The sequence below is a fragment of the Crossiella cryophila genome (assembly GCF_014204915.1).
In the GTDB taxonomy this organism is placed as follows: Bacteria; Actinomycetota; Actinomycetes; order Mycobacteriales; family Pseudonocardiaceae; genus Crossiella; species Crossiella cryophila.
Map to the genome: position 1 here is coordinate 236,968 of NZ_JACHMH010000001.1, position 26,641 is coordinate 263,608.

The 26,641-nt window shown below is 71.5% G+C and carries 26 protein-coding genes; 15 read left to right on the forward strand and 11 right to left on the reverse strand.

The features are described from left to right. Positions 1-66 precede the first annotated feature (66 nt). The 4 genes from HNR67_RS01080 to HNR67_RS01095 are packed head-to-tail and all read left to right on the forward strand — an operon-like array spanning position 67 to position 3,088. Positions 67-408 carry a PE domain-containing protein gene (locus tag HNR67_RS01080; RefSeq protein ID WP_185000134.1) on the forward strand — a complete coding sequence of 114 codons (342 nt, stop codon included), beginning with the start codon at positions 67-69 and terminating at the stop codon, positions 406-408. 26 nt (positions 409-434) lie between these two features. Beyond that, the gene (locus HNR67_RS01085; RefSeq protein WP_185000135.1) at positions 435-1,223 is read left to right on the forward strand and encodes a hypothetical protein; all 789 of its coding nucleotides are present in this window, start codon (positions 435-437) and stop codon (positions 1,221-1,223) included. Positions 1,224-1,226: 3 nt separating this feature from the next. Beyond that, entirely contained in the window at positions 1,227-1,973 is a 747-nt protein-coding gene (locus HNR67_RS01090) for an ESX secretion-associated protein EspG (RefSeq protein WP_185000136.1), read from the forward strand. Continuing rightward, the gene (locus HNR67_RS01095; protein ID WP_185000137.1) at positions 1,970-3,088 is read left to right on the forward strand and encodes a pentapeptide repeat-containing protein; all 1,119 of its coding nucleotides are present in this window, start codon (positions 1,970-1,972) and stop codon (positions 3,086-3,088) included. The genes HNR67_RS01090 and HNR67_RS01095 overlap by 4 nt, the downstream gene beginning before the upstream one ends. Here HNR67_RS01095 and HNR67_RS01100 read toward each other — a convergent pair. Further along, positions 3,041-5,068 (reverse strand): thioredoxin domain-containing protein, encoded by a 2,028-nt coding sequence (locus HNR67_RS01100; protein ID WP_185000138.1) that lies wholly within the window; start codon positions 5,066-5,068, stop codon positions 3,041-3,043. The two genes, HNR67_RS01095 and HNR67_RS01100, sit on opposite strands and share 48 nt — an antisense overlap. 30 nt (positions 5,069-5,098) lie before the next feature. After that, positions 5,099-6,601 carry a PucR family transcriptional regulator gene (locus HNR67_RS01105; RefSeq protein WP_185000139.1) on the reverse strand — a complete coding sequence of 501 codons (1,503 nt, stop codon included), beginning with the start codon at positions 6,599-6,601 and terminating at the stop codon, positions 5,099-5,101. Positions 6,602-6,691: 90 nt separating this feature from the next. Here HNR67_RS01105 and HNR67_RS01110 point away from each other — a divergent pair, with 90 nt between their 5' ends. From HNR67_RS01110 to HNR67_RS01135, 6 genes are read left to right on the forward strand one after another with little or no spacing between them, the layout of a single operon-like run. After that, complete coding sequence (locus HNR67_RS01110; RefSeq protein ID WP_185000140.1) at positions 6,692-8,002, forward strand: amino acid permease; 1,311 nt, start codon at positions 6,692-6,694, stop codon at positions 8,000-8,002. Continuing rightward, positions 7,999-9,339, forward strand: coding sequence for a 4-aminobutyrate--2-oxoglutarate transaminase (gene gabT / locus HNR67_RS01115; RefSeq protein WP_185000141.1), 1,341 nt, complete (start codon positions 7,999-8,001; stop codon positions 9,337-9,339). Before HNR67_RS01110 ends, gabT begins: the two co-directional genes overlap by 4 nt. A gap of 42 nt (positions 9,340-9,381) precedes the next feature. Beyond that, a complete protein-coding gene (locus HNR67_RS01120) occupies positions 9,382-10,782 on the forward strand; it encodes a 3' terminal RNA ribose 2'-O-methyltransferase Hen1 (protein WP_185000142.1) in 1,401 nt (466 codons plus the stop codon). After that, the gene (locus HNR67_RS01125) at positions 10,779-13,313 is read left to right on the forward strand and encodes a polynucleotide kinase-phosphatase (protein ID WP_185000143.1); all 2,535 of its coding nucleotides are present in this window, start codon (positions 10,779-10,781) and stop codon (positions 13,311-13,313) included. Before HNR67_RS01120 ends, HNR67_RS01125 begins: the two co-directional genes overlap by 4 nt. Continuing rightward, positions 13,310-14,002, forward strand: a complete 693-nt coding sequence (locus tag HNR67_RS01130; protein WP_185000144.1) for a nucleotidyltransferase domain-containing protein — start codon at positions 13,310-13,312, stop codon at positions 14,000-14,002. Before HNR67_RS01125 ends, HNR67_RS01130 begins: the two co-directional genes overlap by 4 nt. Next, positions 13,999-14,778, forward strand: a complete 780-nt coding sequence (locus HNR67_RS01135; RefSeq protein WP_221489738.1) for a nucleotidyltransferase domain-containing protein — start codon at positions 13,999-14,001, stop codon at positions 14,776-14,778. Before HNR67_RS01130 ends, HNR67_RS01135 begins: the two co-directional genes overlap by 4 nt. On the opposite strand, the gene HNR67_RS01140 is transcribed toward HNR67_RS01135, so the two are convergent. Beyond that, a complete protein-coding gene (locus HNR67_RS01140; protein ID WP_246492439.1) occupies positions 14,775-15,089 on the reverse strand; it encodes a hypothetical protein in 315 nt (104 codons plus the stop codon). The two genes, HNR67_RS01135 and HNR67_RS01140, sit on opposite strands and share 4 nt — an antisense overlap. Continuing rightward, the gene (gene mca / locus HNR67_RS01145) at positions 15,086-15,967 is read right to left on the reverse strand and encodes a mycothiol conjugate amidase Mca (protein WP_185000145.1); all 882 of its coding nucleotides are present in this window, start codon (positions 15,965-15,967) and stop codon (positions 15,086-15,088) included. The genes HNR67_RS01140 and mca overlap by 4 nt, the downstream gene beginning before the upstream one ends. 127 nt (positions 15,968-16,094) lie before the next feature. On the opposite strand from mca, the gene HNR67_RS01150 reads away from it, so the two are divergent. Beyond that, entirely contained in the window at positions 16,095-16,532 is a 438-nt protein-coding gene (locus tag HNR67_RS01150) for a DUF4307 domain-containing protein (protein ID WP_185000146.1), read from the forward strand. A gap of 179 nt (positions 16,533-16,711) precedes the next feature. Further along, positions 16,712-17,197: a transcription elongation factor GreA gene (greA, locus tag HNR67_RS01155; RefSeq protein ID WP_374205616.1), complete on the forward strand. Its 486-nt coding sequence runs from the start codon at positions 16,712-16,714 to the stop codon at positions 17,195-17,197. A 53-nt stretch (positions 17,198-17,250) separates the two neighbouring features. On the opposite strand, the gene HNR67_RS46080 is transcribed toward greA, so the two are convergent. The 3 genes from HNR67_RS46080 to HNR67_RS01170 are packed head-to-tail and all read right to left on the reverse strand — an operon-like array spanning position 17,251 to position 18,963. Next, positions 17,251-18,084: a CPBP family intramembrane glutamic endopeptidase gene (locus tag HNR67_RS46080; RefSeq protein ID WP_185000148.1), complete on the reverse strand. Its 834-nt coding sequence runs from the start codon at positions 18,082-18,084 to the stop codon at positions 17,251-17,253. 23 nt (positions 18,085-18,107) lie between these two features. Continuing rightward, positions 18,108-18,455, reverse strand: coding sequence for a hypothetical protein (locus HNR67_RS01165; protein WP_185000149.1), 348 nt, complete (start codon positions 18,453-18,455; stop codon positions 18,108-18,110). Between the two features lie 16 nt (positions 18,456-18,471). Further along, a complete protein-coding gene (locus HNR67_RS01170) occupies positions 18,472-18,963 on the reverse strand; it encodes an Lrp/AsnC family transcriptional regulator (RefSeq protein WP_407645106.1) in 492 nt (163 codons plus the stop codon). A 196-nt stretch (positions 18,964-19,159) separates the two neighbouring features. On the opposite strand from HNR67_RS01170, the gene hppD reads away from it, so the two are divergent. Together hppD and HNR67_RS01180 are read left to right on the forward strand one after the other, a co-directional pair. Further along, entirely contained in the window at positions 19,160-20,320 is a 1,161-nt protein-coding gene (gene hppD / locus HNR67_RS01175; RefSeq protein ID WP_185009936.1) for a 4-hydroxyphenylpyruvate dioxygenase, read from the forward strand. Positions 20,321-20,438: 118 nt separating this feature from the next. Continuing rightward, positions 20,439-20,684, forward strand: a complete 246-nt coding sequence (locus HNR67_RS01180; protein ID WP_185000150.1) for a hypothetical protein — start codon at positions 20,439-20,441, stop codon at positions 20,682-20,684. Here the strand turns inward: HNR67_RS01180 and HNR67_RS01185 are convergent, their stop codons facing one another. From HNR67_RS01185 to HNR67_RS01200, 4 genes are all read right to left on the reverse strand, one after another. Further along, positions 20,685-21,974: an erythromycin esterase family protein gene (locus HNR67_RS01185; RefSeq protein ID WP_185000151.1), complete on the reverse strand. Its 1,290-nt coding sequence runs from the start codon at positions 21,972-21,974 to the stop codon at positions 20,685-20,687. Positions 21,975-22,060: 86 nt separating this feature from the next. Beyond that, positions 22,061-23,200 (reverse strand): cystathionine gamma-synthase, encoded by a 1,140-nt coding sequence (locus tag HNR67_RS01190; protein WP_185000152.1) that lies wholly within the window; start codon positions 23,198-23,200, stop codon positions 22,061-22,063. A gap of 90 nt (positions 23,201-23,290) precedes the next feature. Next, entirely contained in the window at positions 23,291-24,418 is a 1,128-nt protein-coding gene (locus HNR67_RS01195; protein WP_185000153.1) for a hypothetical protein, read from the reverse strand. A 90-nt stretch (positions 24,419-24,508) separates the two neighbouring features. Continuing rightward, positions 24,509-25,879 (reverse strand): cystathionine beta-synthase, encoded by a 1,371-nt coding sequence (locus HNR67_RS01200; protein ID WP_185000154.1) that lies wholly within the window; start codon positions 25,877-25,879, stop codon positions 24,509-24,511. A 176-nt stretch (positions 25,880-26,055) separates the two neighbouring features. Here HNR67_RS01200 and HNR67_RS01205 point away from each other — a divergent pair, with 176 nt between their 5' ends. Further along, positions 26,056-26,484 (forward strand): hypothetical protein, encoded by a 429-nt coding sequence (locus HNR67_RS01205; RefSeq protein WP_185000155.1) that lies wholly within the window; start codon positions 26,056-26,058, stop codon positions 26,482-26,484. Positions 26,485-26,641 lie beyond the last annotated feature (157 nt).

The following is a 26,641-nucleotide window of genomic DNA, read 5'->3' on the forward strand; positions in this document are numbered from 1 at the left end:
GGTTGTTTTGATTGTCGGGGGCGTGTCGTAGTGTCTCTACTCTCGACCGTCGAGAAAGGACACCGGATGGCACCTCCCGATTCCGGGGCCACCATGCGGATCAGTCCGGAAAGCGCGGCCAGACTGGCGGCGCGACTCCGGCTGCTACTCGATCGCCTTGAGGTGCTGCGCAGCAGGGGGCTGCAGGCGACCAGGCTCGCGCCACCGGCGAAAGACCCGGTCAGCGCGCTGGCCATGGCCAGGTACCGGGATCTGGTCGACCGCGGGCCGGACTCCTTCCTGGCCGAGATGGACCAGGCGATCATCGAACTGCGGCGGCAACTCACTGCCGCCACGACCATGGCAACCGATTACCGGACTGTTGAGCGTGACAATTCGCACGTTCAGGGTTTACCGGGTGACAAATAAGCAGAGAACCTGGGCTGGGGGAAATCTTGACCACCTGGAACGAGGGAATTACCTGGTGGCCGGAAGCGCCGATCGCGCGAATCTGCGCTGATGTGCACACCGGCGACGGCGCGGGTCCGCTGTACCTGACCGCGGAGCACTGGCACCGGATCTGGGCCGAGCTGGAGGAGCTGCGCCGGGACTACGACCGCGCCTTCGCCGAGTTCACCCGGCACAACACCGACCGCGGCGCCTCGGTGGCCACCGACCTCGCCTCGACCACCAGCGCGCTGCTGGTCGACGCGCACGCCCAGGCCGCCGCGGCCAGGAACCTGCTGTCCACCGTGGCCACCGAGTTCGACCTGGTGCGCACCAGCGTGCCCAGCCAGTTGCCGCCGCCGCCCGCGCACAGCACCGGGTTCCTGGACACCACCAGCGCGGCCTGGTTGCACACCCCGGACCTGCACGGGGCGGAACTCCAGGTCCGGCAGGTCACCGACCGGGCGCGGGATGTGCTCGGCGGGTACGAGCGGGCGGTGCTGTTCGGACTGCCCACCCGGCCCGCGATGACCAGGGTGCGCCCGGCCCCGCCGCCCCCACCGGTGCCCCGGGTGGTGCGCGCGGCGGAGGCGGCGACCGAACCGATCCCGCTGCCGGGCAACTTCGGGCCCCGGGGTTCGCGGCCGATCGCGCCCCCGCGACCGCCCGCCCCCGCCACCGCTCCGCCACCGCGCTGGGAGGAGCCGGAACAGCACTATCTGCGGCACCTGGTGGCGGACCCGGACGATCCGTTCAGCCCGGACCTGACCGTCGCGCCCCCGGTGATCGGCGAATAGGCCATGTCGTACTTCAGCCGAGAACCGTTGTCCCGCCTGGGTTTCAGCACGCTCTGGCAGGCGGTGCACGAGGACCGGCCGCAACCGGTGGTGCTGGACCTGGCACCGGAGACCGGCGACTACCCGGACCGGGCGGCCAGCCTGCGCCAGGGCATGGCGGAGCTGGCCGCCAAGGGGTACCGGGACGATCGGCGGATCGCCGAGGACGTGCTGGCGCTGCTCCGGCTGCTCGCCGAGCCCAGCCGGTCGCTGGACCTGCGGCTGGTCGGCCGGGGTGGCTGGGTGCGCGCGCTGGCCGCCGCCGGCGGGCCGGACCGGGCCGGACTGGCGGTGCTGTCCCCCGCCGGACTGAGCCTGCGGGAGGTGCGGGACACCGGGCTGGCCACCGCGTTGCTGGCCGAGCTGCCCGAGCACCCGCGCGGCACGCTGCGCCAGCTCTCCGTGCCCACCAGCCAGCTGCGCGCGTTCACCGTGGGCGGCCCCGATCCGTGGGACCGGCCGCTGTCCAGGGCGGACCGGGGTGTGCTGGCCCCGCTGGTGGCCGATCCGGTGGTGCGCCGCGCGCAGATCGGCGGCACCGTGCGGGCCGGCTGGGACACCCCTCGGCGGGTCGAGCGGCAGCTGCTGGTCAACGACGGCGAGCACTGCGGCAGGCACCTGGTCTACACCGCGGGCACGCACACCACGCTGGTCAGGGCCGATCCGAAACTGCTGGCCCGCACGGTCGCGGAACTGCTGGAGCCGCGGTGACCGGGCGGTGGGCGCCGGGGCGCTGGCGGCGGGAGCGGCTGCCGCTGGCGGTGATCGGGGTGACCTTCCTGCCGCTGCTGGTCGTGGTGGCCTGGCTGCTGATCACCGGCCAGGAGTTCGGCCAGAGCCCGATGCTGACCAGTACCGCGCTGGCCACCATGGTGCTGACCGGGTACACCGCCTGGCTGGCCGACCGGCGCAGGCGGGTGGAGGAGGAACGCGCGCAGCTGGACCGGGAGAAGGCCGAGACCGAACGGCAGAAGCAGGCGCTGGAACTCCAGCGGCACGAGCTGGACCAGCTCAAACACGAGCAGGAGCGGCAGCGGGTGGCCGATGAGAGCTTCGTCGGCACGGTGGAACTGCTGGGCAACGCGGCCGCGCAGGTGCGGGTCGGCGCGCTGTACGCGCTGGCCGGGATCGCCGCGGCCCGCCCGGCGATGGCGCAGCAGGTGGTCGACATCGTGTGCGTGTTCCTGCGGCAGGCGATCCCGGCGCAGGAGCCGGGCGCGCGGCACCTGCGCCGGGAGACGCAGAAGGTGCTGGACCGGGTGCTGCGGTCGGCGCCGGGTCAGCTGGTGCTGGACCTGTCCGACACGGTGCTGGACGGGCTGACCCTGACCAGGCTGTCCTTCACCAGCGTGGACCTCAGCCGCGCGGAGCTGCACGGCCCGACCAGCCTGCGCGAGATCCAGGTGAGCAGGCGGCTCGCCCTCTGCGACGCGGTCTTCCACGGTCCGGCGCACTTCGAGCAGGCGCGGCTGGGCGAGCTGACCGCGGACCGGGCCGAGTTCCGGCAGGCCGCCGGGTTCGCCTCGATCAGGGTGCGCGAGCAGGTGAAACTCGCCCAGACCCGGTTCGAGCGGGCCGCGGAGTTCCGGCAGGCCGGCTTCGACGGCCCGGTGCACTGCATGGCCGGGTTCGCCGACCGGACCGACTTCACCGACTGCCGGTTCGCCGGACTGGTCAGCCTGACCGGTTCCTGGTTCGCCCACCGGCCGGACTTCGCCGGCACCTTCTTCGCCGCGCCACTGCGGCTGGACGGGGTGCGGATCGGCCCGGCCCCCGGCTCAGCTGCGGACCGCGCGGCGAATGGCGCCGGTCAGCTCCACGACTGAGGTGACCGGCCGCTCGCAGACGTAGCCCCGGCAGACGTACCCGGCGGCGGTGCCGTTGACCAGCGGGCGGGCCGTCAGCAGCGGCACCCCCGGCTCGTCCGGCTCGCCGCCGATCAGCACCGCGCCCGCGGGCAGCGCGGAGCGGGCGGCGGCCATCAGTTCCCAGCGGCGGTTGTCCGCGCCGGAGCTGACCACCGCGACCTGCACCGGACCGTGCTGCACCGCCTCGGCCACGGCCAGCCACCAGCCGGCGAACCTGGGCGCCCGCGCGGCCAGCACCCCGGCCCGGCTCAGCGCGCTCTCCGCGGCCACCCGGTAGGTGCTCGCCCGGTCCGAACCGGCCAGCACGGAGCCGGTCAGCAGCGCACCGGCCAGTGCGGCCGCGCCACTGGGGGTGGCGTTGTCGGAGACGTCGCTGGGGCGGCGGACCAGTTTCTCCGCATCTGCGGCGGTGTCGAAGAAGACGCCGGGATTGTCCGGGTCGGCGAACTGCTCCAGTGCGGTGTCCAGCAGGCCGCCGGCGTGGGTCAGCCAGCTGGACTGGCCGGTGACCTGGTGCAGCACCAGGAAAGCCTCGGCGGTGGTGGCGTAGTCCTCCAGCACGCCGACCGCCTCGCCGGCGGTGCCCTCGCGGGAGCTGCGGCGCAGCCTGCCGTCCACCAGGTGGGTGCCCAGCAGCAGGTCGGCGGCGAAGACGGCCGCGTCGATCCACTGTGGCCGGTCGAAGTAGGCGCCGCCCTCGGCCAGCGCGGCGATGGCCAGGCTGTTCCAGGCGGTGACCACCTTGTCGTCCCGGCCGGGCTGCGGTCGGGCCGCCCTCGCCGTGCGCAGGACGGCGCGGATCCGTTGCCAGCGCGCCGGATCGTCCGGGTCGGCGAGCAGCTGGAGGGTGGACATGCCGTCCTCGAAGGTGCCCGTCTCGGTGACCCGCAACAGGTTCGCGGCCCAGGCGCCATCCTCGGCACCGAGCAGCTCGGTGAGCTGGGCCGGGGTCCAGGCGTAGGTCAGGCCCTCCACGCCGTCGGTGTCGGCGTCGAGTGAGGAGGCGAAGCCGCCCTGCAGCGTGTGCAGGTCGGTGAGCAGGAACTCGGCGGTCTCCACCGCGACCCTGCGGGCCAGCGCGGAGCCGGTGCGGCGGGCCAGGTGGGTGTAGACCCGCAGCAGCAAAGCGTTGTCGTACAACATCTTCTCGAAGTGCGGCACCACCCAGGCGGCGTCCACGCTGTACCGGGCGAAGCCGCCGCCGAGCTGGTCGTACAGCCCGCCGCGGGCCATCGCCTCGCAGGTGCGCTCGGCCAGCGAGAGCGCCTCCGGCGAACCGGTGCGCTCGTGGTGGCGCAGCAGGAACTCCAGCACCATCGACGGCGGGAACTTCGGCGCGCCACCGAATCCGGCGTGCACCGGGTCGAACTCCTGGGACAGCGCGGTCACCGCGTGCGCCAGCACCTCACCGTCCACAGTGGACTGTGGCAGCGGCCGGGCGGACTCGGTCAGCTGGGCCACCACCGAGCGGGCCGCCTCACGCACCTCGTCCCCGCGTTCGGTCCAGGCCTCGATCACCGCGGCCAGCAGCTGCTGGAAGGACGGGATGCCGGTGCGCGGCTGCGGCGGGTAGTAGGTGCCGCAGTGGAACGGCTCGCCCTCCGGGGTGAGGAAGCAGGTCATCGGCCAGCCGCCGTGGCCGGTCATCGCCTGGGTGGCCTCCATGTAGACCGCGTCCACGTCCGGCCGTTCCTCGCGGTCGACCTTGACGTTGACGAACCCGGCGTTCATCAGCTCGGCGATCACCGGGTTCTCGAAGGACTCGTGCGCCATCACGTGGCACCAGTGGCAGGCCGCGTAGCCCACCGAGAGCAGCACCGGCACGTTGCGGCGGCGGGCCTCCGCGAACGCCTCGTCGCACCACGGCCACCAGTCCACCGGGTTGTCGGCGTGCTGGAGCAGGTACGGGCTGGTCGCCGCGGCGAGGCGGTTCGGCATGAGTGCGTCTCCCGAGCGTCGGTGGCGAGTTCAGTCTGGCCGATGCAGGTGCAGGGCGAGCCACAGCTCGGCGCGGATTCCGGGTGATTCCAGGTCCTTGCCCAGCAGATCGGCCACCCTACGCATTCGGTTACGCAAGGTGTGCCGGTGGACACCAAGCTGTTGCGCGGCCGGGTCCCACTGTCCATGGTGGCCCAGCCACACCCGCAGGGAGGTCAGCAAGTCGCCGCGGCCGGTGGCATCGTGCGTGCTCAGCGGACTGAGCAGGGCCTGCGCGAAGGCGGCGGCGCGGCGCGGGTCGAGCAGCCCGAGCAGTCCGGAACCCCCGAGATCGGCGAATTCCAGGACCACCCGGCCGTGTCCGCGGGCGGCGTCGGCGGCCGCGAGTGCCTGCCGGTGGCCTTCGGCGACCTCGGTGACCGGGTCGGAGATGCCCAGGGTCAGGCCGGGCACCCGGACGGGCAGTTCGCGGCACCAGGCCAGCAGCGCGGGTGATTCGGCCAGCACCAGGACCCGGTCGTCGACCTCGGCGAAGAAGCAGGGTTCGGCCACGCCCTGGGCGCTGAGCAGGTCGGCAGCGGCGGTGCGGGCCGGGGCGGCGCCGGTGAGCGCGAGCACCCGCAGCGGCGGCGCGGGCAGCGCGCCCCACAGCGGCCGGACCACCTCGGCGACCAGGTCCCGCTGCCCGGCGGCGAGCAGCTCGAACAGTCCGGCCCGCAACCGGCGGGCGGCCGAGTCCAGGCCGCCGGTCTGTTCCATGGCCAGCGCGAGCAGGGAGGCGGCCGCGCCGAGCAGGTGCTGTTCGGCCACAGTCCAGGCGCGTTCGCTGCCCAGCAGCAGGAAGGCCCTGGTCCGGCGACCGGCGCCGAGGGCCTGCGCGGTGACCCGCTCGCCGTGCGCCTGCACGGTGACCGCGGCCGGTGGCCGGGCCGCGCGCAGCCGGTCCAGCAGTTCGGCGGCCCCGGCCACCCGGCCACGGGCACTGGCCGGGGCGGCCCGCAGCGGTTCACCGGCGACGTCGAGCAGCACCACCCAGGCGTCGAGTTCGCGGGCCAGCCTGCGCAGCACCGCGCCGAGTCCGTCCACGCCGGTGGCCGCGCCCGCCAGGGCCTGTAGCGCGCCGCTCATCCGGGTCGCCTCGGCGTGCGAGTCGGCGGCCAGCGACCGGCTGACCGCCTTGGTGACCGCGATGAACGGGGTCGCCCTCGGCACCTCCAGCAGCGGGAAATCCCGCGCCCGCGCGGCTTTCACCAGTTCGGCGGGCACCTGCTGGTGACTCAGCCCGGTGCCGAAGGCCAGCCCGGCCGCCCCGGCCTCGGCCAGCCGGTCCAGGTAGCAGCGCCGCTCCCGCGCCCCGGCAGGCAACGCCAGCCCGGTGCTCAGCAGCAGTTCGCCGCCCTCCAGGAACGGGGTGGGATCGGCCAGTTCGCTGACGTGCGCCCAGGGCAGCGGCCGGTCCAGGCCCGGCTCGCCCGCCAGCAGCCGGAGGCCCAGTTCGGGCAGCTCCAGCAGCGCACGCAGGGTCAGCGGCACGGGAACCTCTACACAGTGGAGTGATGGCCAGCCCAACCTAGCCACTTTGTCGACTTCCCGCCGACTGTGGCGGCTCGCACACTCGGGCCCATGGCCACCCTGGAACGCACCCTGCGACAGCGGCACCTGTCGATGATCGCCATCGCCGGGGTGATCGGCGCCGGGCTGTTCGTCGGCTCCGGCGCGGCCATCGCCAAGGCCGGTCCGGCCGTGCTGATCTCCTACGCGGTGGCCGGGCTGCTGGTCGTGCTGGTGATGCGGATGCTCGGTGAGATGGCCGCGGCCACCCCGGAGACCGGCTCCTTCTCCACCTACGCCGACCGCGCGATCGGCCGCTGGGCCGGGTTCTCCATCGGCTGGCTGTACTGGTGGTTCTGGGTGGTCACGGTGGGCATCGAGGCCACCGCGGGCGCGGCCATCGTGCACCGCTGGCTGCCCGCGATCCCGCAGTGGGGCTGGGCGCTGGCGCTGATGGTGCTGCTCACCGCGACCAACCTGTTCTCGGTGCGCTCCTACGGCGAGTTCGAGTTCTGGTTCGCCTCGGTCAAGGTCGCCGCGATCACGGTGTTCCTGCTGCTGGGCGTGGCCGCCATCGCGGGCACCCTGCCCGGGATCAGCTCCCCCGGCACGGACAACCTCCTTGGCCACGGCGGGTTCTTCCCGAACGGGGCCGCGCCGGTGTTCTCCGCGATGCTGGTGGTGGTGTTCTCCTTCTTCGGCGCGGAGATCGCCACCGTGGCCGCGGGCGAGTCGGCCGACCCGCAGCGCGCGGTGCGGATCGCGGTGCGCTCGGTGGTGTGGCGGATCCTGGTGTTCTACCTGGGTTCCATCGCGGTGGTGGTGACCCTGCTGCCCTACGACGACGCCAGCGTGGCCACCAGTCCCTACGTCGCGGTGCTGGCCAGGCTCGGCCTGCCGGGGGCGGCCACCGTGATGGACGTGGTGGTGCTGACCTCGGTGCTGTCCTGCCTCAACTCCGGCCTGTACACCGCGTCCCGGATGGCCTTCTCGCTGGCTGGACGCGGCGAGGCGCCCCGCTCCTGGCAGAAACTCAGCCGCAGTGGCTCGCCGCGCCGGGCGGTGCTGGTCTCCACCGTGTTCGGCTTCGGCACCGTGGCGCTCAACTACTTCGCGCCGCAGGACGTGTTCACCTTCCTGGTCAACTCCTCCGGCGCGATCGCACTGCTGGTGTGGCTGGTGATCGCGGTGTCGCACCTGCGGTCGGTCCGGTCGAGGGCGGCGCTGACCTGGCTGAGCATCCTGGCCATGGTCGCGCTGCTGATCGGCATGCTCTTCGACCCCGGCGCCCGCCCGCAGCTGCTGGTCAGCCTCGGGGTCGCCGCCATCGTGCTGGTTGTTTCCCTTCTGCGCCAACGAAACCAGAGGAGCGTCACGTCATGACCCGACAGGCCGGACCGCCCCAGCAGCGCACGCTGGCCACCGCCCTGCCCGGCCCCAAGTCCCAGGAGCTGTTGGCGCGCAAGGAGAACGCGGTCGCCCCCGGCATCGGGGTGACCGTGCCCGCCTTCGCCGCCGAGGCCGGTGGTGGGGTGCTGGTGGACGTGGACGGCAACTCGCTGATCGACCTGGCCTCCGGCATCGCGGTGACCGGGGTGGGCAACGCGGACCCGGTGGTGGTCGCGGCCGTGGCCGAGCAGGCCGCCCGGTTCACCCACACCTGCGTGATGATCAACCCCTACGAGAGCTACGTCGAGGTGTGCGAGCAGCTCAACGCGATCACCCCCGGCGAGTTCGACAAGCGCTCGGCGCTGTTCAACTCCGGCGCGGAGGCGGTGGAGAACGCGGTCAAGATCGCCCGCTACGCCACCGGCCGGGCCGCGGTGATCGTCTTCGACCACGCCTACCACGGCCGCACCAACCTCACCATGGCGCTGACCGCCAAGAACATGCCGTACAAGCAGGGCTTCGGCCCGTTCGCACCCGAGGTCTACCGGGTGCCGATGTCCTACCCGTACCGGGACGGGCTCACCGGCCCGGAGGCCGCGACCAGGGCGATCGAGGCCATCGAGACCCAGGTCGGCGCACAGAACGTGGCCGCGGTGCTGATCGAACCCATCCAGGGCGAGGGCGGCTTCGTGGTCCCCGCGCCGGGTTTCCTGCCCGCGCTGTCGGCCTGGTGCACCGAATCCGGCGCGCTGTTCATCGCCGATGAGATCCAGACCGGCTTCTGCCGCACCGGCGACTGGTTCGCGGTCAACCACGAGAACGTGGTCCCCGACCTGATCACCACCGCCAAGGGCATCGCGGGCGGCCTGCCGCTGGCCGCGGTCACCGGCCGCGCCGACGTCATGTCCGCGGTGCACCCCGGCGGCCTTGGCGGCACCTACGGCGGCAACCCCCTCGCCTGCGCCGCGGGCCTGGCCACCATCAGCCGGATGCGCGAACTCGACCTGGCCGCCGCCGCCCGCCGCATCGAAGCCCTGGCCGGCACCCGGCTGCGCGCACTGGCCGCCACCACGCCGAGCATCGGCGAGGTCCGCGGGCAGGGCGCGATGCTGGCGATCGAGTTCGTCCGCGACGGCGGCGAACCGGACGCGGCGCTGGCCAAGCGGGTCGCCGCGGACTGCCACGCGGCCGGGGTGATCGTGCTCACCTGCGGCACCTTCGGCAACGTCATCCGGCTGCTGCCGCCACTGGTGATCGGCGAGGACCTGTTGGCCGAGGGACTCGACGTGCTGGAGACGGCGATCCGCGAAGCGGCTTCAGAAGCCGCTTAATGCGGGAGCGGTGGGCAGCGCGAGCGGGAATACTCCCTGCTCGTGCTGTTCACCCTGACCACGACCCATCAGCCGGCCACGGACCTCGGCTTCCTGCTGCACAAGCATCCCGGCAAGGTGCAGACCTTCGAGGTCGCCGCCGGGACCGCGCACGTGTTCTACCCACAGGCGGAAGAGCATCAGTGCACGGTCGGGCTGCTGCTGGAACTCGACCCGATCGAGCTGGTGCGGCGGGGCAGGGAGAACACCGCGTTCAGCCTGGGCCGCTACGTCAACGACCGGCCCTACGTGGCCTCCTCGATGCTCGCGGTGGCGCTGGGCAAGGTCTTCCGCACCGCGCTGGGCGGTCGCTGCGAGGCCAAGCCGGAACTGGCCGCCACCCCGCTGCCACTCCAAGTGCACCTGCCGGCGGTGCCCTGTCACGGGCCGGCCGACCTGGTGGCCAGGCTGTTCGAGCCGCTGGGCTGGACCGTGGACGCCCGGCCGATCCCGATGACCGGCTGGGGCGACTCGCCCTACGTCGACCTGCGGCTCACCGGCACGCTGCGGCTGGCCGAGGCGCTCAACCACCTCTACGTGCTGCTCCCGGTGCTGGACAACGTCAAGCACTACTGGGTGGCCGAGGACGAGGTGGAGAAGCTGCTGCGGGCTGGCGCCGACTGGCTGGCCGGGCACCCGGAGCGCGAACTGGTCAGCCGTCGCTACCTGCGGCACCGCCGCGGGCTGGTGGACGCCGCGCTGACCAGGCTGGCCGAGGCCGAGGACACCGATCCCGAGGCGCTGGACAACGCGCTGGACGCGGCCGTGATCACCGAGACCCCGGCCAGGGAACCGCTCGCGGCCACCCGGCGGGACACGATCCTGGCGCTGCTCAAGGAGATCGGCGCCAGGCAGGTGGTCGACCTCGGCTGTGGTGGCGGGGCGCTGCTGCGCGGTCTGCTGGCGGACCTGCACTTCACCCGCGTCCTCGGCGTGGACGTCTCCGCGCAGGCGCTGGCCAAGGCCGAACGCGGGCTCAACCTGGACCGGATGTCCGAGCACGTGGCGGCCCGGCTCACCCTGCGCCAGTCCGCGCTGACCTATGTGGACGCCGGGCTGCGCGGCTTCGACGCGGCGGTGCTGATGGAGGTGGTCGAACACGTCGACCCGCCGCGGCTGCCCGCGCTGGCCCGTGCCGTCTTCGGCGCGGCCCAGCCGGCGTCGGTGCTGGTCACCACGCCCAACGTGGAGTACAACGTGCGCTTCCCCGACCTGCCGGCCGGTGAGTTCCGGCATCCGGACCACCGTTTCGAGTGGACCCGCGCGGAGTTCCGGGACTGGGCACAGGACATCGCCCAGCGCTACGGCTACCTCGTGGAGTTCCGCCCGGTCGGACCGGAGGACCCCGAGGTCGGACCGCCCACCCAGCTCGCCCTGTTCCGCCGCACGGAGGTGGCCCGATGACCGAACTGTCCATCCCGGACAAGGCGCTGGTGCTGCTCATCGGCGTGTCAGGCTCCGGCAAGTCCAGCTTCGCCGCCAAGCACTTCAAGCCGACCCAGGTGCTCTCCAGCGACTACTTCCGCGGTCTGGTCAGCGATGACGAGAACCGGCAGGAGGCCACCGCGGACGCCTTCGACGCGCTGAACTACGTGGCAGGCAAACGACTGGCCGCCGGACTGCTCACCGTCGTGGACGCCACCAACGTGCAGCCCGGCGCCCGCGCCACCCTGATCGCACTGGCCAAACAGCACCACGTGCTGCCGGTGGGCATCGTGCTGGACGTGCCGGAGGCGGTGTGCGTGCAGCGCAACGCCGAGCGCGCTGACCGGACCTTCGGCGCGGACGTGATCGCCCGGCAGCGTTCCCAGCTGCGCCGCTCGCAGAAGCACCTGGTCCGCGAGGGCCTGAAGAAGGTGCACACCCTGCACGGCCAGGAGGAGATCGACGCGGCCACCATCGTGATGCAGCCGCTGATCAACGACCGGACCGGACTGACCGGGCCGTTCGACGTGATCGGCGACGTGCACGGCTGCCGGGCCGAGCTGGAGTCGCTGCTGGTCGAGCTGGGCTGGGAGCTGGAGTGGGAGAACAAGAAGGCGGTCGGCGCCAGCCACCCGGCTGGCCGGATCGCGGTCTTCGTCGGCGACCTGGTCGACCGCGGCCCGGACACCCCCGGCGTGCTCCGGCTGGTGATGAACATGGTCGAGGCCGGCACCGCGATCTGCGTCTGCGGCAACCACGAGCAGAAGCTGCACCGCGCGCTCACCGGCCGCAAGGTCACCGTCTCGCACGGCCTGGCCGAATCCCTCGACCAGCTCGCCGGGCAGCCGGATGAGTTCCGGGCCAAGGTGGCGGAGTTCTGCTACAGCCTGGTCTCGCACTACCTGCTCGACGGCGGTGACCTGGTGGTCGCGCACGCCGGGCTGCCGGAACGCTTCCACGGCCGCGCCTCCAGCCGGGTGCGCAGCTTCGCGCTCTACGGCGACACCACCGGCGAGACCGACGAGTACGGGCTGCCGGTGCGTTATCCGTGGGCCAAGGACTATCGCGGCCGGGCCATGGTGCTCTACGGGCACACCCCCACCCCGGAGGTGGAGTGGATCAACAACACCATGTGCCTGGACACCGGCGCGGTCTTCGGCAACAAGCTGACCGCGCTGCGCTACCCGGAGCGCGAGATCGTCTCGGTACCTTCGGCGAAGGTCTGGTACGAGCCGACCAAACCGCTGCTCCCGCCCGCGCCGCCGGAGCGTGAGCCGGACCTGCTGGAACTCTCCGACGTGGCGGGCAAGCGGGTGATCGAGACCAAGCTGCACGGCCGGGTCACGGTGACCGCGGAGCACGCCGCGGCCGCGCTGGAGGTGATGAGCCGGTTCGCGCTGGACCCGCGCTGGCTGCTCTACCTGCCGCCGACCATGGCCCCGGTGAACACCTCGGCCGTGCCGGACCTGCTGGAGCACCCGGCCGAGGCGTTCACCGCCTACCTGGCCGACGGCGTGCGTGAGCTGCTGTGCGAGGAGAAGCACATGGGCTCACGCGCGGTGGTGCTGGTCTGCCGCGATGAGGACACCGCGCTCAAGCGGTTCGGCGTGGCCGGACCTGGCGTGATCCACACCCGCACCGGGCGCGCCTTCTTCGCCGACAACCGCGGCGACGAGCTGCTCTCCGGGGTGCGGGACGCGATCGGCAAGGCCGGGCTGTGGGCCGAACTGGACACCGACTGGCTGCTGCTGGACGCCGAACTGCTGCCGTGGAGCGCCAAGGCCGGTGGGCTGATCCGCGAGCAGTACGCCGCGGTCGGCGCCGCGGCCACCGCCGCGCTGCCGGTGGCCGCCGACACCCTGCGCCAGGCCGCCGGACGCGGGCTGGACGTGGCGGAGTTGCTGGCCCGCACCGAATCCCGGCTGGCCAACGCGGCCGCCTTCGACGTGGTGCACCAGCGTTACTGCTGGCCGACCGACGGCCTGGACGGGCTGCGGCTGGCCCCGTTCCAGCTGCTGGCCTCCGAGGGCCGCAACCACGCTGGCACCGCGCACGCCTGGCACCTGGCCCAGGCTGACAAGATGATCTCCGTGGCGCCCGGTCTGTTCACCGCCACCCGCACCATCGCGGTGGACGCCGAGGATCCGGTGTCCGTGGCCAAGGCCGTCGCGTGGTGGGAGGAGCTGACCGCCACCGGGGGCGAGGGCATGGTGGTCAAACCGGCGGCGAACGTGAGCCGGGGAAAGCGAGGACTGGTGCAGCCGGGCTTGAAGGTGCGCGGGCGGGAATACCTGCGGCTGATCTACGGACCGGACTACACCGAACCGGCCAACCTGGCCCGCGTGCGCCAGCGCAAGATCGCCGGCAAGCGATCGCTCGCGCTGCGCGAGTACGCGCTGGGCATGGAGGGCCTGGACCGGCTGGCCGCCGGCGATCCGCTGTGGCGGGTGCACGAGTGCGTGTTCGCGGTGCTCGCGCTGGAGTCCGAGCCGGTGGACCCGCGGCTGTGATCGTCCTGGACCTGGTGCGGGAGCACACGATCCTGTCCGCGGTGATCGGTTCGCACGCCTACGGGCTGGCCGGGCCGGACTCCGACGTCGACCGGCGCGGGGTCTACGCCGCGCCAACCGAGCTGTTCTGGGGCATGGTCAAGCCCCCGGACAGCGTGGAGGGCCCGGAACCGGAGCGGATGAGCTGGGAGGCCGAGCACTTCTGCCTGCTCGCGCTCAAGGCCAACCCGAGCGTGCTCGACCTGCTCGCCTCCGACCGGGTCGAGCAGTGCACGCAGGTGGGCGCGGAGCTGCGGGCGCTGCTGCCGGCCTTCCTGTCCCTGCGCGCGGTGAAGACCTTCCGCCGGGCCACCGAGCAGCAGTTCACCCGCGCGCAGACCGCCATGGCCGAGGGCGGGGACCCGAAGTGGAAGCAGGTCATGCACGGCCTGCGGCTGCTGCTGGTGTGCGAGCACCTGGTGCGCACCGGCGAGCTGAGCATCGACGCCACGCCCTACCGGGACGAGCTGCTGGAGATCAGATCCGGCGGCCGGAACTGGGAATCGGTGCGCACCAGGGTGATCGGCGCGCAGGCCGATATCGAGCTGGCCGAGCAGAAGAGCCCGCTGCCGCCGATGCCGGATCGGGCCGCGGTGGAACGCTGGCTGGTCTCGGTGCGTCGACGGTCTGTGGAAGGAGAGCTGACGTGAGCTTGCAAGACCTGAGCACCGCCAACCTGGACGCCTCGGTGCTGACCGGCATCGTCGCCGACCAGGACCGGCCGCTGGTGTTCGCCACCGTCTCCGGCGCGCACCTGTACGGCTTCCCGTCGAAGGACTCCGACGTGGACCTGCGCGGGGTGCACCTGCTGGCCACCAGCGAGCTGGCCGGCCTGCGCTACGGACCGGAGACGGTCGAACGGATGTGGGAACACGAGGGGACCGAACTCGACCTGGTCACCCACGACATCGCCAAGTTCGCCCGATTGCTGTTACGCCCCAACGGCTATGTCGCCGAACAACTGCTCTCCCCGCTGGTGGTGCACAGCACGGAGGCCCACCAGGAGCTGATCGCGCTCGCGCCGGGGTTCCTGACCAGCAGGCACGCCCACCACTACCGCGGCTTCGCCAAGACCCAGTGGCGGCTCTTCGAACGCAACGGCGAGCTGAAACCGCTGCTCTACACCTTCCGCGCACTGCTCACCGGGGTGCACCTGCTGCGCACCGGCCAGGTGCTGGCCCACCTGCCCAGCCTGATCGAGGCCCAGGGCGGACCCGGCTACCTGCCCGAGCTGATCACGGCCAAGGTCGAGGGCGAGCACCGGCCGCTGGACTCGGTCTCCGGCGCGCCGGACGCGGAGACCCTCGCGGCGGACCTGCTCAGCTGGCTGGAGTGGCTGGACGTGGCCGAGAACGGCTCCGCGCTGCCGCTGGAGCCGTCCGTGCACGAGGAGATGCACCAGCTGGTGCTGCGACTGCGGCCCTAGGAGGCGCCGGAGGTGGCCTCCGGCTTGGCCTTGGACTCGGCGGGCTTGTCCTCCGTCGACTCCGGGGCCGCCGGGGTCTGCTCGGCCGCCGGGGCGTCCTTGTCGAAGCTGGCGGGCAGCTTGCGCAGGTGCTTGTTCATCGAGCGCACCAGGAAACCCACCGCGATGAAGAACAGGATCAGCAGGACCAACCCGACCGGGCTGGACTTGCCGAAGTCCTCGCCACGGCCACCGGGTTCCTCCGGCTTCTTCGGCTGAGCCACCACGAGAGCGGTCGTCTCGTGGTGGCCAACCGTGTCGAACAAGCTCATGTACGCACCTGGGTCAGGACGCCGGCGAACAGGTCATCCTCCGGCAACGTGGTGTCGACCAGCGAGCGGGCCAACTCGTACTCCTCGGTGGGCCACACCTCCCGCTGGAGGTCCAGCGGGACCGCGAACCACCTGCTGGTCGGGTCGATCTGGGTGGCGTGCGCCTTCAGCGCCTCGTCCCGGACCTCAAAGTACTCCCCGCACTCCACCTGGGTCGTCACCCGCTCCATCACATCGGGCTTGTCCGAGTCCCAGTGCTTGAGCCACTCCTCATACGGCGACTCCAGGCCGCGGGCGAGCAGCGCCTCGTGGAAGGTGATCAGCTTCTTCCGGGAGAAGCCGTGCGAGTAGTAGAGCTTCAGCGGCTGCCAGGGCTCGCCTGCCTCGGGGAAGCGGTCCGGGTCGCCAGCGGCCTCGAAGGCGGCCACCGAGACCTCGTGGCAGCGGATGTGGTCCGGGTGCGGGTAGCCGCCGTTCTCGTCGTAGGTGATCATCACGTGCGGGCGGAACTCGCGCACGATCTTGACCAGCTCGGCGGTGGACTCCTCCAGCGGCACCAGCGCGAAGCAGCCGTCGGGCAGCGGCGGCAGCGGGTCGCCCTCCGGCAGGCCGGAGTCGACGTAGGGCAGCCAGTGGTGCTGGACCTTGAGGATCTCCGCGGCCCTGGCCATCTCCTCGCGGCGCACCGCGGCCAGGTTCTGCACGATCTCCGGCCGGTCCATCGCCGGGTTGAGGATGCTGCCCGCCTCGCCCCCGGTGCAGGTCACGACCATGACCTCATGCCCGTCGGCCACCAGCTTCGCCGTGGTGGCGGCGCCCTTGCTCGACTCGTCGTCAGGGTGGGCGTGCACCGTCATCAGGCGCAGCTTCTCTGCCATGGGTGTTCGTGGTCCTCTCGTCAGCCCGGCGCGACCCCCAGTCGGCGCGGTCATGGATACTCAACGCGGGCGTCGCCGCCCATTGTTCCCTGCGGGTACGACAAAGACGGCCAGGAGGTCCGCGTCGATGGGTGAGCGTCCACTGCCGGAGGGCCGCTACGGCCGGTCCTCCGATCGAAGGACACCCCCATGGGTGCGGGTCGCACTGCTGGTCGCGGGCGTGTCCGTGGGCGGGGTGCTGGCCTTCGTCGGCTACCGCAACCTCGGCATCACGCCGATCGAGGGCAAGCAGACCGCGTACCAGGTGCTCGACAACACAGCGGTGAAGATCAGCTTCGAGGTCGCGCGGGACCAGCCGGAGCGGCCTGCGGTGTGTGTTGTCCGGGCCCGGTCCAAGGACGGCGACGAGGTCGGCCGGCGCGAGGTCTACATCGCGCCGAGCGAGAGCACGGTGATCGAGTCCGCTGTGATCAAGACCTCTCGGCCGGGCATCACCGCGGTGGTGTTCGGGTGCTCATACCAGGTCCCGGAGTACCTGTCGACCACCACGCGGCCAAGCGGGTGAACTGCGCCTGCCAGCGGTCCTCGCCAGCCGTAATTTCGCCCCGCTGAACACGTAACCATGTTACCCTCGCCTGACAGCACGGCCCCGGCGTGGGCCGTGTTTTTCCGTTTCCTGGTGCAGCCCTGCCAGGAGCGACCAGCCCACAGCCGTGGGCCTGGAGGAGACGAGGAGTGGTGACCGTGGCCGAGACCGTGACCTGGCTGACCCAGGATGCTTTCGACCGGCTCAAGCACGAGCTGGACGATCTCATTGCCAACCGTCCGGTCATCGCCGCGGAGATCAACGCCCGCCGCGAGGAGGGCGACCTCCGGGAGAACGGCGGCTACCACGCCGCGCGCGAGGAACAGGGCAAGCAGGAGGGCCGGATCCGGCAGCTCCAGGAGCTGTTGCGACAGGCCAAGGTGGGTGAGGCGCCCACCGACTCGGGCATCGCCCAGCCGGGCATGGTCGTCACCATCCGCTACGACGGTGATGACGAGAAGGAGACCTTCCTGCTCGCCACCCGCGAGGAGGGCTCGCACGGGGACCTCGAGGTCTACTCGCCGAGTTCCCCGCTGGGCGCGGCCCTGTTGCAGGCCAAGGTGGGCGAGACCCGCGAGTACGCCACGCCGAATGGCCGCACCATGAAGGTCACCCTGCTGGACGCGGTGCCGTACCAGAGCTGACCAGCGCTTTCACCGAACGGGCCCAGGGCTTTCCCCGGGCCCGTTCGGCGTGTTCAGACCAGCCAGAGCAGGCTGAGGTGGTTGACCCCGGCGTGCAGCGCGATGACCGCCCACAGGTTGCGGTACCGGCTCCACAGGTAGCCGGCGACCAGCCCGAAGACGCCCTGGACGGCGAGCACCGCGGCCAGCGTGTAACCAAGATCACCGAGGATGGGCAGCCGGGTCGGCAGGTGCATCAGCGCGAACAGCAGCGCGCTGAGCAGGATCGCCGGCCAGCGGCCGAGCAGCGCCTCCAGCCTGGTCTGCAACAACGCCCGGTAGAACACCTCCTCGCCGACGCTGGCGGTGAGGAAGACCAGGAACACGGTCACCACCAGCGTTCCCAGCGAGCTGACCGCCAAACCGTCCTCGGGCCGCCCGAACGGACCGTGGAACAGCCACAGGTAGCCCACGATCGCGGGCACCGGGCCCAGCCAGCGCCACAGCGCCGCGGGCCGGGTCCGGGGCAGCCGGATGCCACCGCTGAGCGCGAGTCCGGCCAGCGGCGCGAGGAAGAACATCAGCAGCTTGATCAACAGGCCCAGGCTGCGGTCCAGGTCCAGCGCGACCAGCAGCCCGAAGGCCAGCGGGGTCAGCCCGGCCAGCCCGGCCAGCAGCCAGGTCTGACGCAGCAGCCGGGTCCGGTCCAGCCGGGGGAAACCGCCGTCCAGGGCCGGTGGCACCAGCCGGATCAGCAGCAGGGCGGCGGCCGCGGTCACCGCGCTGCCCAGCACGGACACCCCGATCGCGCCCTCGCCCGCCACCGGCACCGAACCGTGCCCGGTCAGCAGCAGCCCCAGCGAACTGACCGCGAACAGGGTCCAGCCCGCCGCCGTCCACCACCGCACCAGGGCTCCCCGCGAGAGTTCGGTCAGGCCACCGGGGACAGCCAGCTCACCGGCACCGTGACCGACTCCATGGTCGGCCTGCTCACCAGCGCCCCGGACGCGGCGTCCACCAGGACGCCCTGCACCAGATAATCCACCCCCGGCGGCAGCCCCATCCGCTGGGCCTGCTCGGGCGGCAGCGGCAGGCTGACGTTGTGCCGGTCGATCACCCGCAGGCCGACCACCGCCGGCACCTCACCCAGCGTCTCGCCGTCGCCGGTGACGGTCAGCTCGAACTCGTCCGGCCCGCTGAACAGCCAGGCCAGGGTGCCGTGGTCGTGCTGCGGCCGGACCAGGTAGGTCGCGCCGATCTGCACCTCGTGCGCACGCATACCTCCCAGGATGGGCTCAATGCCCGTCGCCGACCAGCCGTTCCAGCAAAGGTCTCACTCTGGTGCGGACCGGGGTGGACAGCGCGATCGAGGTGGAGGTGCGCCGCACGCCCTCGACGTCGACCACCTCGTCGATCACCCGCTGCAGGTCGTCGTTGTCCCTGGCCACCATGCGCACCAGCAGATCGCCCTGGCCGGTGGTGGCGTGCACCTCGCACACCTCGTCGATCGCGGCCAGGTGCGCGGTCACCTCGCCGCGGTGGCCCTGGGCGATCTCCAGCACGGCGAAGGCGGTCAGGCCGTAACCCATCGCGGCCAGGTCCAGCGCGGGCGGGAAGCCGCCGAGCACGCCCCGGCTGACCAGCCGGTCCAGCCGGGCCTGCACGGTGCCGCGGGCCACGCCCAGCCGCCGGGAGCACTCCAGCACGCCCAGCCGCGGCTCGTCGGTGAGCAGCAGCAACAGCCGGGCGTCCAGCGCGTCCAGCGCCTCGTCGTCGGCAGGCAGCACGCGCACCTCCTGGTCAGTCTGCTCAATCTGATCGGATATTACCCGATGGTACTAGGCAGATTGCGCAGTGAATTTACTGAGTGTTGCACAGCTTGTCATACGACCGCATGCTGCGGTTACCGAATTGACCGCCAGGGCAGTTGGAGGAAACGTGACCGAGACGATCAGCCACAGCCCGGACAAGAGCATCGACGACGTGAGCTTCGACCAGCTCCGCCAGCTCGTCGGCCTGGTCGACTACGACGAGAGCCGGGACCCGTTCCCGGTGAAGTCGATGGACGCGGTGGTGTTCGTGGTCGGCAACGCGACCCAGACCGCGCTGTTCTACCAGGTGGCCTTCGGCATGGAGCAGATCGCCTACTCCGGCCCGGAGACCGGCAACCGGGACCACAAGTCCTATGTGCTCAAGTCCGGCTCGGCCCGCTTCGTGATCACCGGCGGGGTCCGCCCGGACAGCGCGCTGCTCGACCACCACCGGGCGCACGGCGACGGGGTCACCGACCTCGCGCTGGAGGTCACCGACGTGGACAAGTGCATCGAGTGGGCCCGCAAGCAGGGCGCGACCGTGCTGGACGAGCCGCACGACGTCTCCGACGAGCACGGCACGGTGCGGATCGCCGCCATCGCCGCCTACGGCCAGACCCGGCACACCCTGATCGACCGCAGCCGCTACACCGGCGTCTACCTGCCCGGCTACCAGCCGAGGAAGGGCGCCTACCGCAAGCCCGAAGGCGCGCCCAAGCGCGTGTTCCAGGCAGTCGATCACTGCGTGGGCAACGTCGAACTCGGCAAGATGGACTACTGGGTCGAGTTCTACAACCGGGTCATGGGCTTTGTGAACATGGCCGAGTTCATCGGCGACGACATCGCCACCGACTACTCCGCGCTGATGAGCAAGGTGGTGGCCAACGGCAACCACCGGGTGAAGTTCCCGCTCAACGAGCCGGCGGTGGCCGCGCGCAAGTCCCAGATCGACGAGTACCTGGAGTTCTACGGCGGCCCCGGCGTGCAGCACATCGCGCTGGCCACCAACGACATCCTGGCCACCGTGGACCACATGCGGGCCGCGGGCATCGAGTTCCTGGAGACCCCGGACTCCTACTACGACGACCCGGAGCTGCGAGCCCGGATCGGCAACGTGCGGGTGCCGATCGAGGAGCTGAAGCGGCGCAAGATCCTGGTCGACCGGGACGAGGACGGCTACCTGCTGCAGATCTTCACCAAGCCCACCGGCGACCGGCCGACGGTGTTCTTCGAGATGATCGAGCGGCACGGCTCGCTCGGCTTCGGCAAGGGCAACTTCAAGGCCCTGTTCGAGGCGATCGAGCGCGAGCAGGACCGCCGCGGCAACCTCTGACGGAACTGAACCGCGCGGCCGGGCGGGCCGTTGCCTGGGATAGCGATCCCGGGGAACGTCCGCCCGGCCGCGCGGTGTTCGGTAGGCTTGCCCAAGGGATGGGCTCGGAGGTGGCGGGATGGCACGAGTGCGAAGCAGCGGCGCGCTGCCCCTGGCGGTCGCGCTGAGCACCGCCGCGCTGCTGACCGGGGCCGCGGTCTTCACCGTGGTGCGGGTGAACTGCCACGACCCTGGCAAGTACGTCCAGCACAGCGGCATCGTCGAGCTGGTCGGCGGCTGTGTGGAGCAGGACGACCTGCCGGTGGGCCCCAAGCAGTCCGAGCCGGTCAAGCCGGACGACCGCTCCGCCCCGCCCGGCGTCTGATCACTTCCTCGGTTCCGCCGCCCGCACCTGGTGCAGGTGGATGAGCACGTCATAGGCGCGCCGCAGGGCGAGGTCGCTGGGCTCGACCGGGAATCCGGTGCCGATGTCCCTGGTCGGCCGGGCGGTGTCCAGCCAGGCCCGCGCGGACGGCGGCGCGGTGCGCAGGTCGAGGTAGAAGTCCCGGTGCCGGACCCGGTCCAGGGTGTGCTCGTTCGAGCCGGGCTCGGCCGCGCCAACGGAGAACTGCTTCCAGTCGCCGCCGAGGGCGGTGTCCTTGGACAGGAACGAGCCCCGGTCGAAGCTGAAGCCGATCGGCAGGTAGTCCGCGCCCAGCCGGTCCCGCAGGAACGCGCCCTGCGTCTTCGGGTAGGCCGCCGGGGTGCCCGAGACGTAGCCGACGTGCCCGTTGTGCGCCGAGACCAGGATCTTGTGCCCGGTGCGCCGCTGCCACCAGAGCACGTTGCGCGCCATCACCTCGTCCCGGAACCGCTGGAACTCCGCGAGCCCGGCCGGATCGGCCGGGTCCACGGTGAGGAAGTGCGCGGTCTCGGCGATGGAGCGGGCGTTCTGCACCGCCAGCTCGAACTGCTCGCCGTGCCGGGGCAGGCCGCTGATCAGGTCCAGGGCCTGCCTGGCCCGCTCGGCCAGCAGCCTGCGTTCCCGGACCGGCTTGCCGAGATAGGCGAAGACGTCGTCCAGGGGACGCAGGCCGGTGTAGTACTCAGCGAGCGCGGGCAGGTAGCCGGTCACCCGGTCGAAGAACTCCGCGCCCACCCTTGGCGCGCCGAGGTCGTCGCCGACGAAGTGCACGGTGCGGCCGGGGTTGCGCCGGTTGTGCTCGCGCATCCACTCGATGAGGCTGACGAACTCCTCGCGGTCCCACGGGCTGCCGCTCAGCGTCTCCTTGGCGATCGCGCGGGCGTCACCGTTCCCGGTCTGCAGGAACTCGTTGATCTTCAGCCCGGCCGGCCAGCTCATCTCCAGTGCGAAGGCCCGGAAACCCTTCTCCTGCACCAGGTAGCGGAAGACCCGCTCCTTCATGGCGAAGAACTCGTGCGAGCCGTGGGTGGCCTCGCCGAGGCCGACCACCGTGGCCGCGCCGATCATCCGGCCCAGCGCCCGCAGGTCGGCGTGGTCACGACCGGGTTCGGTGTGCCGCAACGGATGCGCGGCCTGCTCCAGCGCACGCACCGGGTCCGGTGCGGCCTGGGCCGACAGGGGAGTGAGCAGCGTCCCGGTCACGACCACCGCGGTCGCGAGCAGTGCCCGCCTGCTGAGCTGAGTTGCCATGCGGTCAATGCTGGTCGGCGAGCCCGCGCCAGGCGCTGGCGCGGGCTGCCGACTTCGTGCGGGGGCAGGCTCTACCCCCGGAGTGCTCAGTCCAGCGCCTGCAGCAGGTCGGCGACCAGGTCGGCGCCGTCCTCGATGCCCACCGAGACGCGCACCAGGTCGGCCGGGACCTGCAGCAGCGAGCCCGCGGTGCTGGCGTGCGTCATCTTGCCGGGGTGCTCGATCAGCGACTCCACCCCGCCGAGGGACTCGGCCAGGGTGAACAGCCGGGTCTTGGCGCACACATCCAGCGCGGCCTGTTCGCCACCGGTGACGGTGAAGGAGATCATCCCGCCGAAGCGGCGCATCTGCTTGGCCGCCACGTGGTGGCCGGGGTGGTCGGCCAGGCCCGGGTAGAGCACCGCGCCGACCTTCGGGTGGTCGAGCAGGGCCTGGGTGATCAGCTCGGCGTTGTCGCTGTGCTTGTCCATCCGGACCGCGAGGGTCTTCAGGCCGCGCAGGGTCAGCCAGGCGTCGAACGGGCCGGGCACCGCGCCCGCGCCGTTCTGGATGAAGGCGAACTGCTCGGCCAGCTCGTCGTCGCTGGTGATCAGCGCGCCGCCGACCACGTCGGAGTGGCCGCCGATGTACTTGGTGGTGGAGTGCAGCACCACGTCGGCGCCGAACTCCAGCGGGTTCTGCAGGTACGGGGAGGCGAAGGTGTTGTCCACCACCAGCTTCGCGCCCGCGGTCTCGGCCAGGGTGGCCAGCGCGGCGATGTCGGCGATGTTGAGCAGCGGGTTGGTCGGCGTCTCCACCCACAGCAGCTTGGTGTTGGGCCGGATCGCGGCCCGCACGGCGTCCACATCGGAGAGGGCCACCGGGGTGTGCTCGATGCCCCACTGCGAGAGCACCTTGTCCACCAGCCGGAAGGTGCCGCCGTAGGCGTCGTCCGGGATGACCAGGTGGTCGCCGGGGCGCAGCACCGAGCGCAGCACCGCGTCGGTGGCGGACATGCCGGAGGCGAACGCCCGCGCGTGCCTGCCGCCCTCCAGCGAGGCCAGGCAGGTCTCCAGCGCGGTCCGGGTGGGATTCCCGGTGCGGGAGTACTCATAGCCGCCGCGCAGCCCGCCGACGCCGTCCTGGGCGTAGGTGGAGGTGGCGTGGATCGGCACGATGACCGACCCGGTCGTCGGGTCGGGGTCCTGGCCGGCGTGAATGGCCCTGGTCGCGAAGCCGTCGTTCATGGGGCCGAGCCTACGTGCTCGGGAAACGATCAGCCCCCGGCCTTGGCGGGCCGGGGGCTGAAGTTTCGTTTACGGTTTTCGCGCTACGGCTCAGTAGCCGGGGTAACCCCCGCCGCCACCGCCGTAGGGCGGCTGCTGCGGCGGCTGGCCGTAGCCACCCATCGGCTGCGGCCGCTGGGCCTGCTTGAGCTTCATGCCGGCGGTGGTGCCAGGCAGCCACCAGACCACCAGCACACCGATCCAGAGCAGCAGCGGCAGGATGGTGAGGAACCCGCCGAGGGCGAGGCCGCTCAGGCCGCCGAGCACGCCGATGCCGCCGAGCACGGTGATTGTGATCCGGGCCCAGTTGGCGCCCTGCGAGCCACCGATGAAGCCCAGCACGCCGACCCCGATCGCCACCAGGAAGCCGATGACGACGCTGATGTAGATGGTGCCGGGCACGAAGCGGGACGGCAGGCCGAGGATGTTGATCAGGTTGATGATGTTGAAGATCAAAGCCAGGCCGCCGACGCCGACCGAGACCCACATGGCCACCGGCAGCGTGTTGCTGCCACCTGCCTGGCCGTACGGCTGCCCGTAGCCCTGCTGGGGCTGACCCCAGCCCTGCTGCGGCTGGCCGTAACCCTGCTGCGGCTGCTGCTGGCCCCAGCCCTGCTGTTGACCGGGCTGTGCCTGGGGCTGGCCCCACTGCTGCTGCGGCTGCGGGCCGGTGCCCGGCTGCTGACCCCACTGCTGCTGGGGCTGGCCGCCGGTCTGCGGGTAGCCGGGCTGCTGCTGGGGCTGCTGACCCCACTGCTGCTGACCGGGCTGGGCCTGCGGCTGCCCCCACTGCTGCTGCGGCTGGGCCTGCGGCCCGGTCGGCTGCTGCGGCGCGGGCTGCGGCTGGGCGAAGGACGGCGGCGCGTACTGCGGTGTCACCGGCGGCTGCTGACCCGGCGGCACCACCTGGGTGGCATCCGGCGCGGGTGCGGCAGGCGCGGCGCCGCCCGGCTGGACCACCTGGGTGGCCTCCGGGTTGGCGGGCTGCGCAGGCTGCCCCGCGGAAGCGCCCAACGCCGAGGAGATCACCTGGGTGGTGTCGGCGTGCGGCGTGTGCGTGGTCGTCGGCAGACCCTGCGCCGGGGACGGCGTCGGGTCGGCCGCGCCACTCTGCGGATCAGCCTGCGGCTGCCCACCCTGGCCTGGATACGGCTGCTGGGGCGGCTGCGGAGCGCTCATCGGGTTCCTTACCCCCTTCGGGGTGGCTGGCCGTCGTGTGGTTGCGGCAACGCTATCGGATGCTCCGAACGGGCGTAGTCCCAACGCGCATTATCGGCCCGCGAGAAAGCCCAACACGTCCTGTCGGGTGACAACGCCGGCCGGTTTGCCGTCGATGAGCACCATCGCGCCGTCCGCGTCGGTCAGCGCCTTCATCGCGGTGCTGATCGACTCGCCGGCGCCGATGGTCGGCAGCGGCGGCGACATGTGCGTCTCCACCCGGTCGGCCAGTGCGGCCTCGCCCGCGAACAGCGCGTCCAGCAGGTCCTTCTCGTTGACCGCGCCTGCCACCTCGGCGGCCATCAGCGGCGGCTCGGCGTTGACCACCGGCATCTGCGAGACGCCGAACTCGCGCAGCACCGAGATGGCGTCCGCGACGGTCTCGTTCGGGTGCACGTGCACCAGCTCGGGCAGGGTGCCGTCCTTGCGCCGCAGCACATCGCCGACCGAGGCGCTGCTGTGGTCGGCGGTCAGGAAGCCGTAGGAGGCCATCCAGGAGTCGTTGAAGACCTTGGACAGGTAACCGCGGCCGCTGTCCGGCAGCAGCACGACCACCACGTCGTCCTCGGTCAGGCCCTCGGCCAGCTTGAGCGCGGCCGCCGCGGCCATCCCGCAGGAGCCGCCGACCAGCAGGCCCTCCTCGCGGGCCAGGCGGCGGGTGATGTCGAAGGAGTCCGCGTCGGAGACCTCGATGATCTGATCGCACACGGTGCGGTCGTAGGTGGTCGGCCAGAAGTCCTCGCCGACGCCCTCGACCAGGTAGGGCCGCCCGGTGCCGCCGGAGTAGACCGAGCCGTGCGGGTCGGCGCCGATGACCTTGACCTTGCCGCCGGAGGCGTCCTTGAGGTAGCGGCCGGTGCCGGAGATGGTGCCGCCGGTGCCAACGCCCGCCACGAAGTGGGTGATCCGGCCGTCGGTCTGCTTCCACAGCTCGGGGCCGGTGGAGTGGTAGTGCGACTCCGGGTTCTGCGGGTTGGCGTACTGGTTGGGCTTCCAGGCGCCGGGGATCTCGGTGACCAGGCGGTCGGAGACGTTGTAGTAGGAGTCCGGGTGCTCTGGCGCGACCGCGGTCGGGCAGACCACGACCTCGGCGCCGTAGGCCTTGAGCACGTTGCGCTTGTCCTCGCTGACCTTGTCCGGGCAGACGAACACGCAGCGGTAGCCCTTGCGCTGGGCGACCAGTGCCAGGCCGACGCCGGTGTTGCCCGAGGTCGGCTCCACGATGGTGCCGCCGGGCTTCAGCTCGCCGGATGCCTCGGCCGCCTCGATCATGCGCAGCGCGATCCGGTCCTTCACGCTGCCACCGGGGTTGAGGTACTCCACCTTGGCCAGCACCAGCGGCTTCAGGCCCTCGGTCAGGGAGTTCAGCCTGACCAGCGGGGTGTTGCCGACCAGGTCCATCACGTGCTCGGCGTACTCCACCGCGCGGTCCTCCCAGTAGTTGAGACGTCCGGGTCAGCGTAGCTGGCTCAGCGTCACCCGATCGCTGCTACTCCGTGGCACGGGCCACTCCTGGCCACCCTCGTCCACCCCCAGGTCACGTATTCTTGGCCTGTCGGAAAGATCCGTTCTGAGCCGGTCTCGCGTCGGGGGTAGCCATGAAACTCACGGTGCACCTGTTCACCACCGAGGCCCTCTCCTTCGGGGACGCCCTGGCCCTGCCGGGCCGCGGCCAGCCGGACATCGTCTGCCTGCTCCCCCGCGCTGAGCTGGACTTCTCCTGTGCGCTGGCGGTGCGCGCGCAGGAGGGCGAGCCGGGTCCGGAGGAGCTGGCCGAGCACTTCGCGCTGGCCGGGGCCGGGGGCGCCGACTCCGCCCTGCTGGCCGAGGTGAACGGCCGCCTGTTCGCGCTGACCTTCGGGCGCGGGGCCGAGCTGCTGGAGTCCGCGCTGCTGGAGCCGGAGTTCGAGGGCAAGGCCATCCCGTTCCCGCTGACCGGGCTCGGTCACCAGCTGTCCGCGCTGCTCGGGCACTACGACGACCCGCTGCACCGGGCCGAGGTCCCCTTCTCGGCCGAGCGCGCCTGAGTCGAAACTCACGATCAGGCTAATCCTGTTGGGCGGCTTCGAAATTGTTCGCACCACCCAAAAGTGGGAAGTAAAACCATCTACCCTCCGTTAACCCGTTTGGCCTTACTTACGGAACACTGGGTGAACAACTGGTGTGTGGGGCCTTGGGGGAACC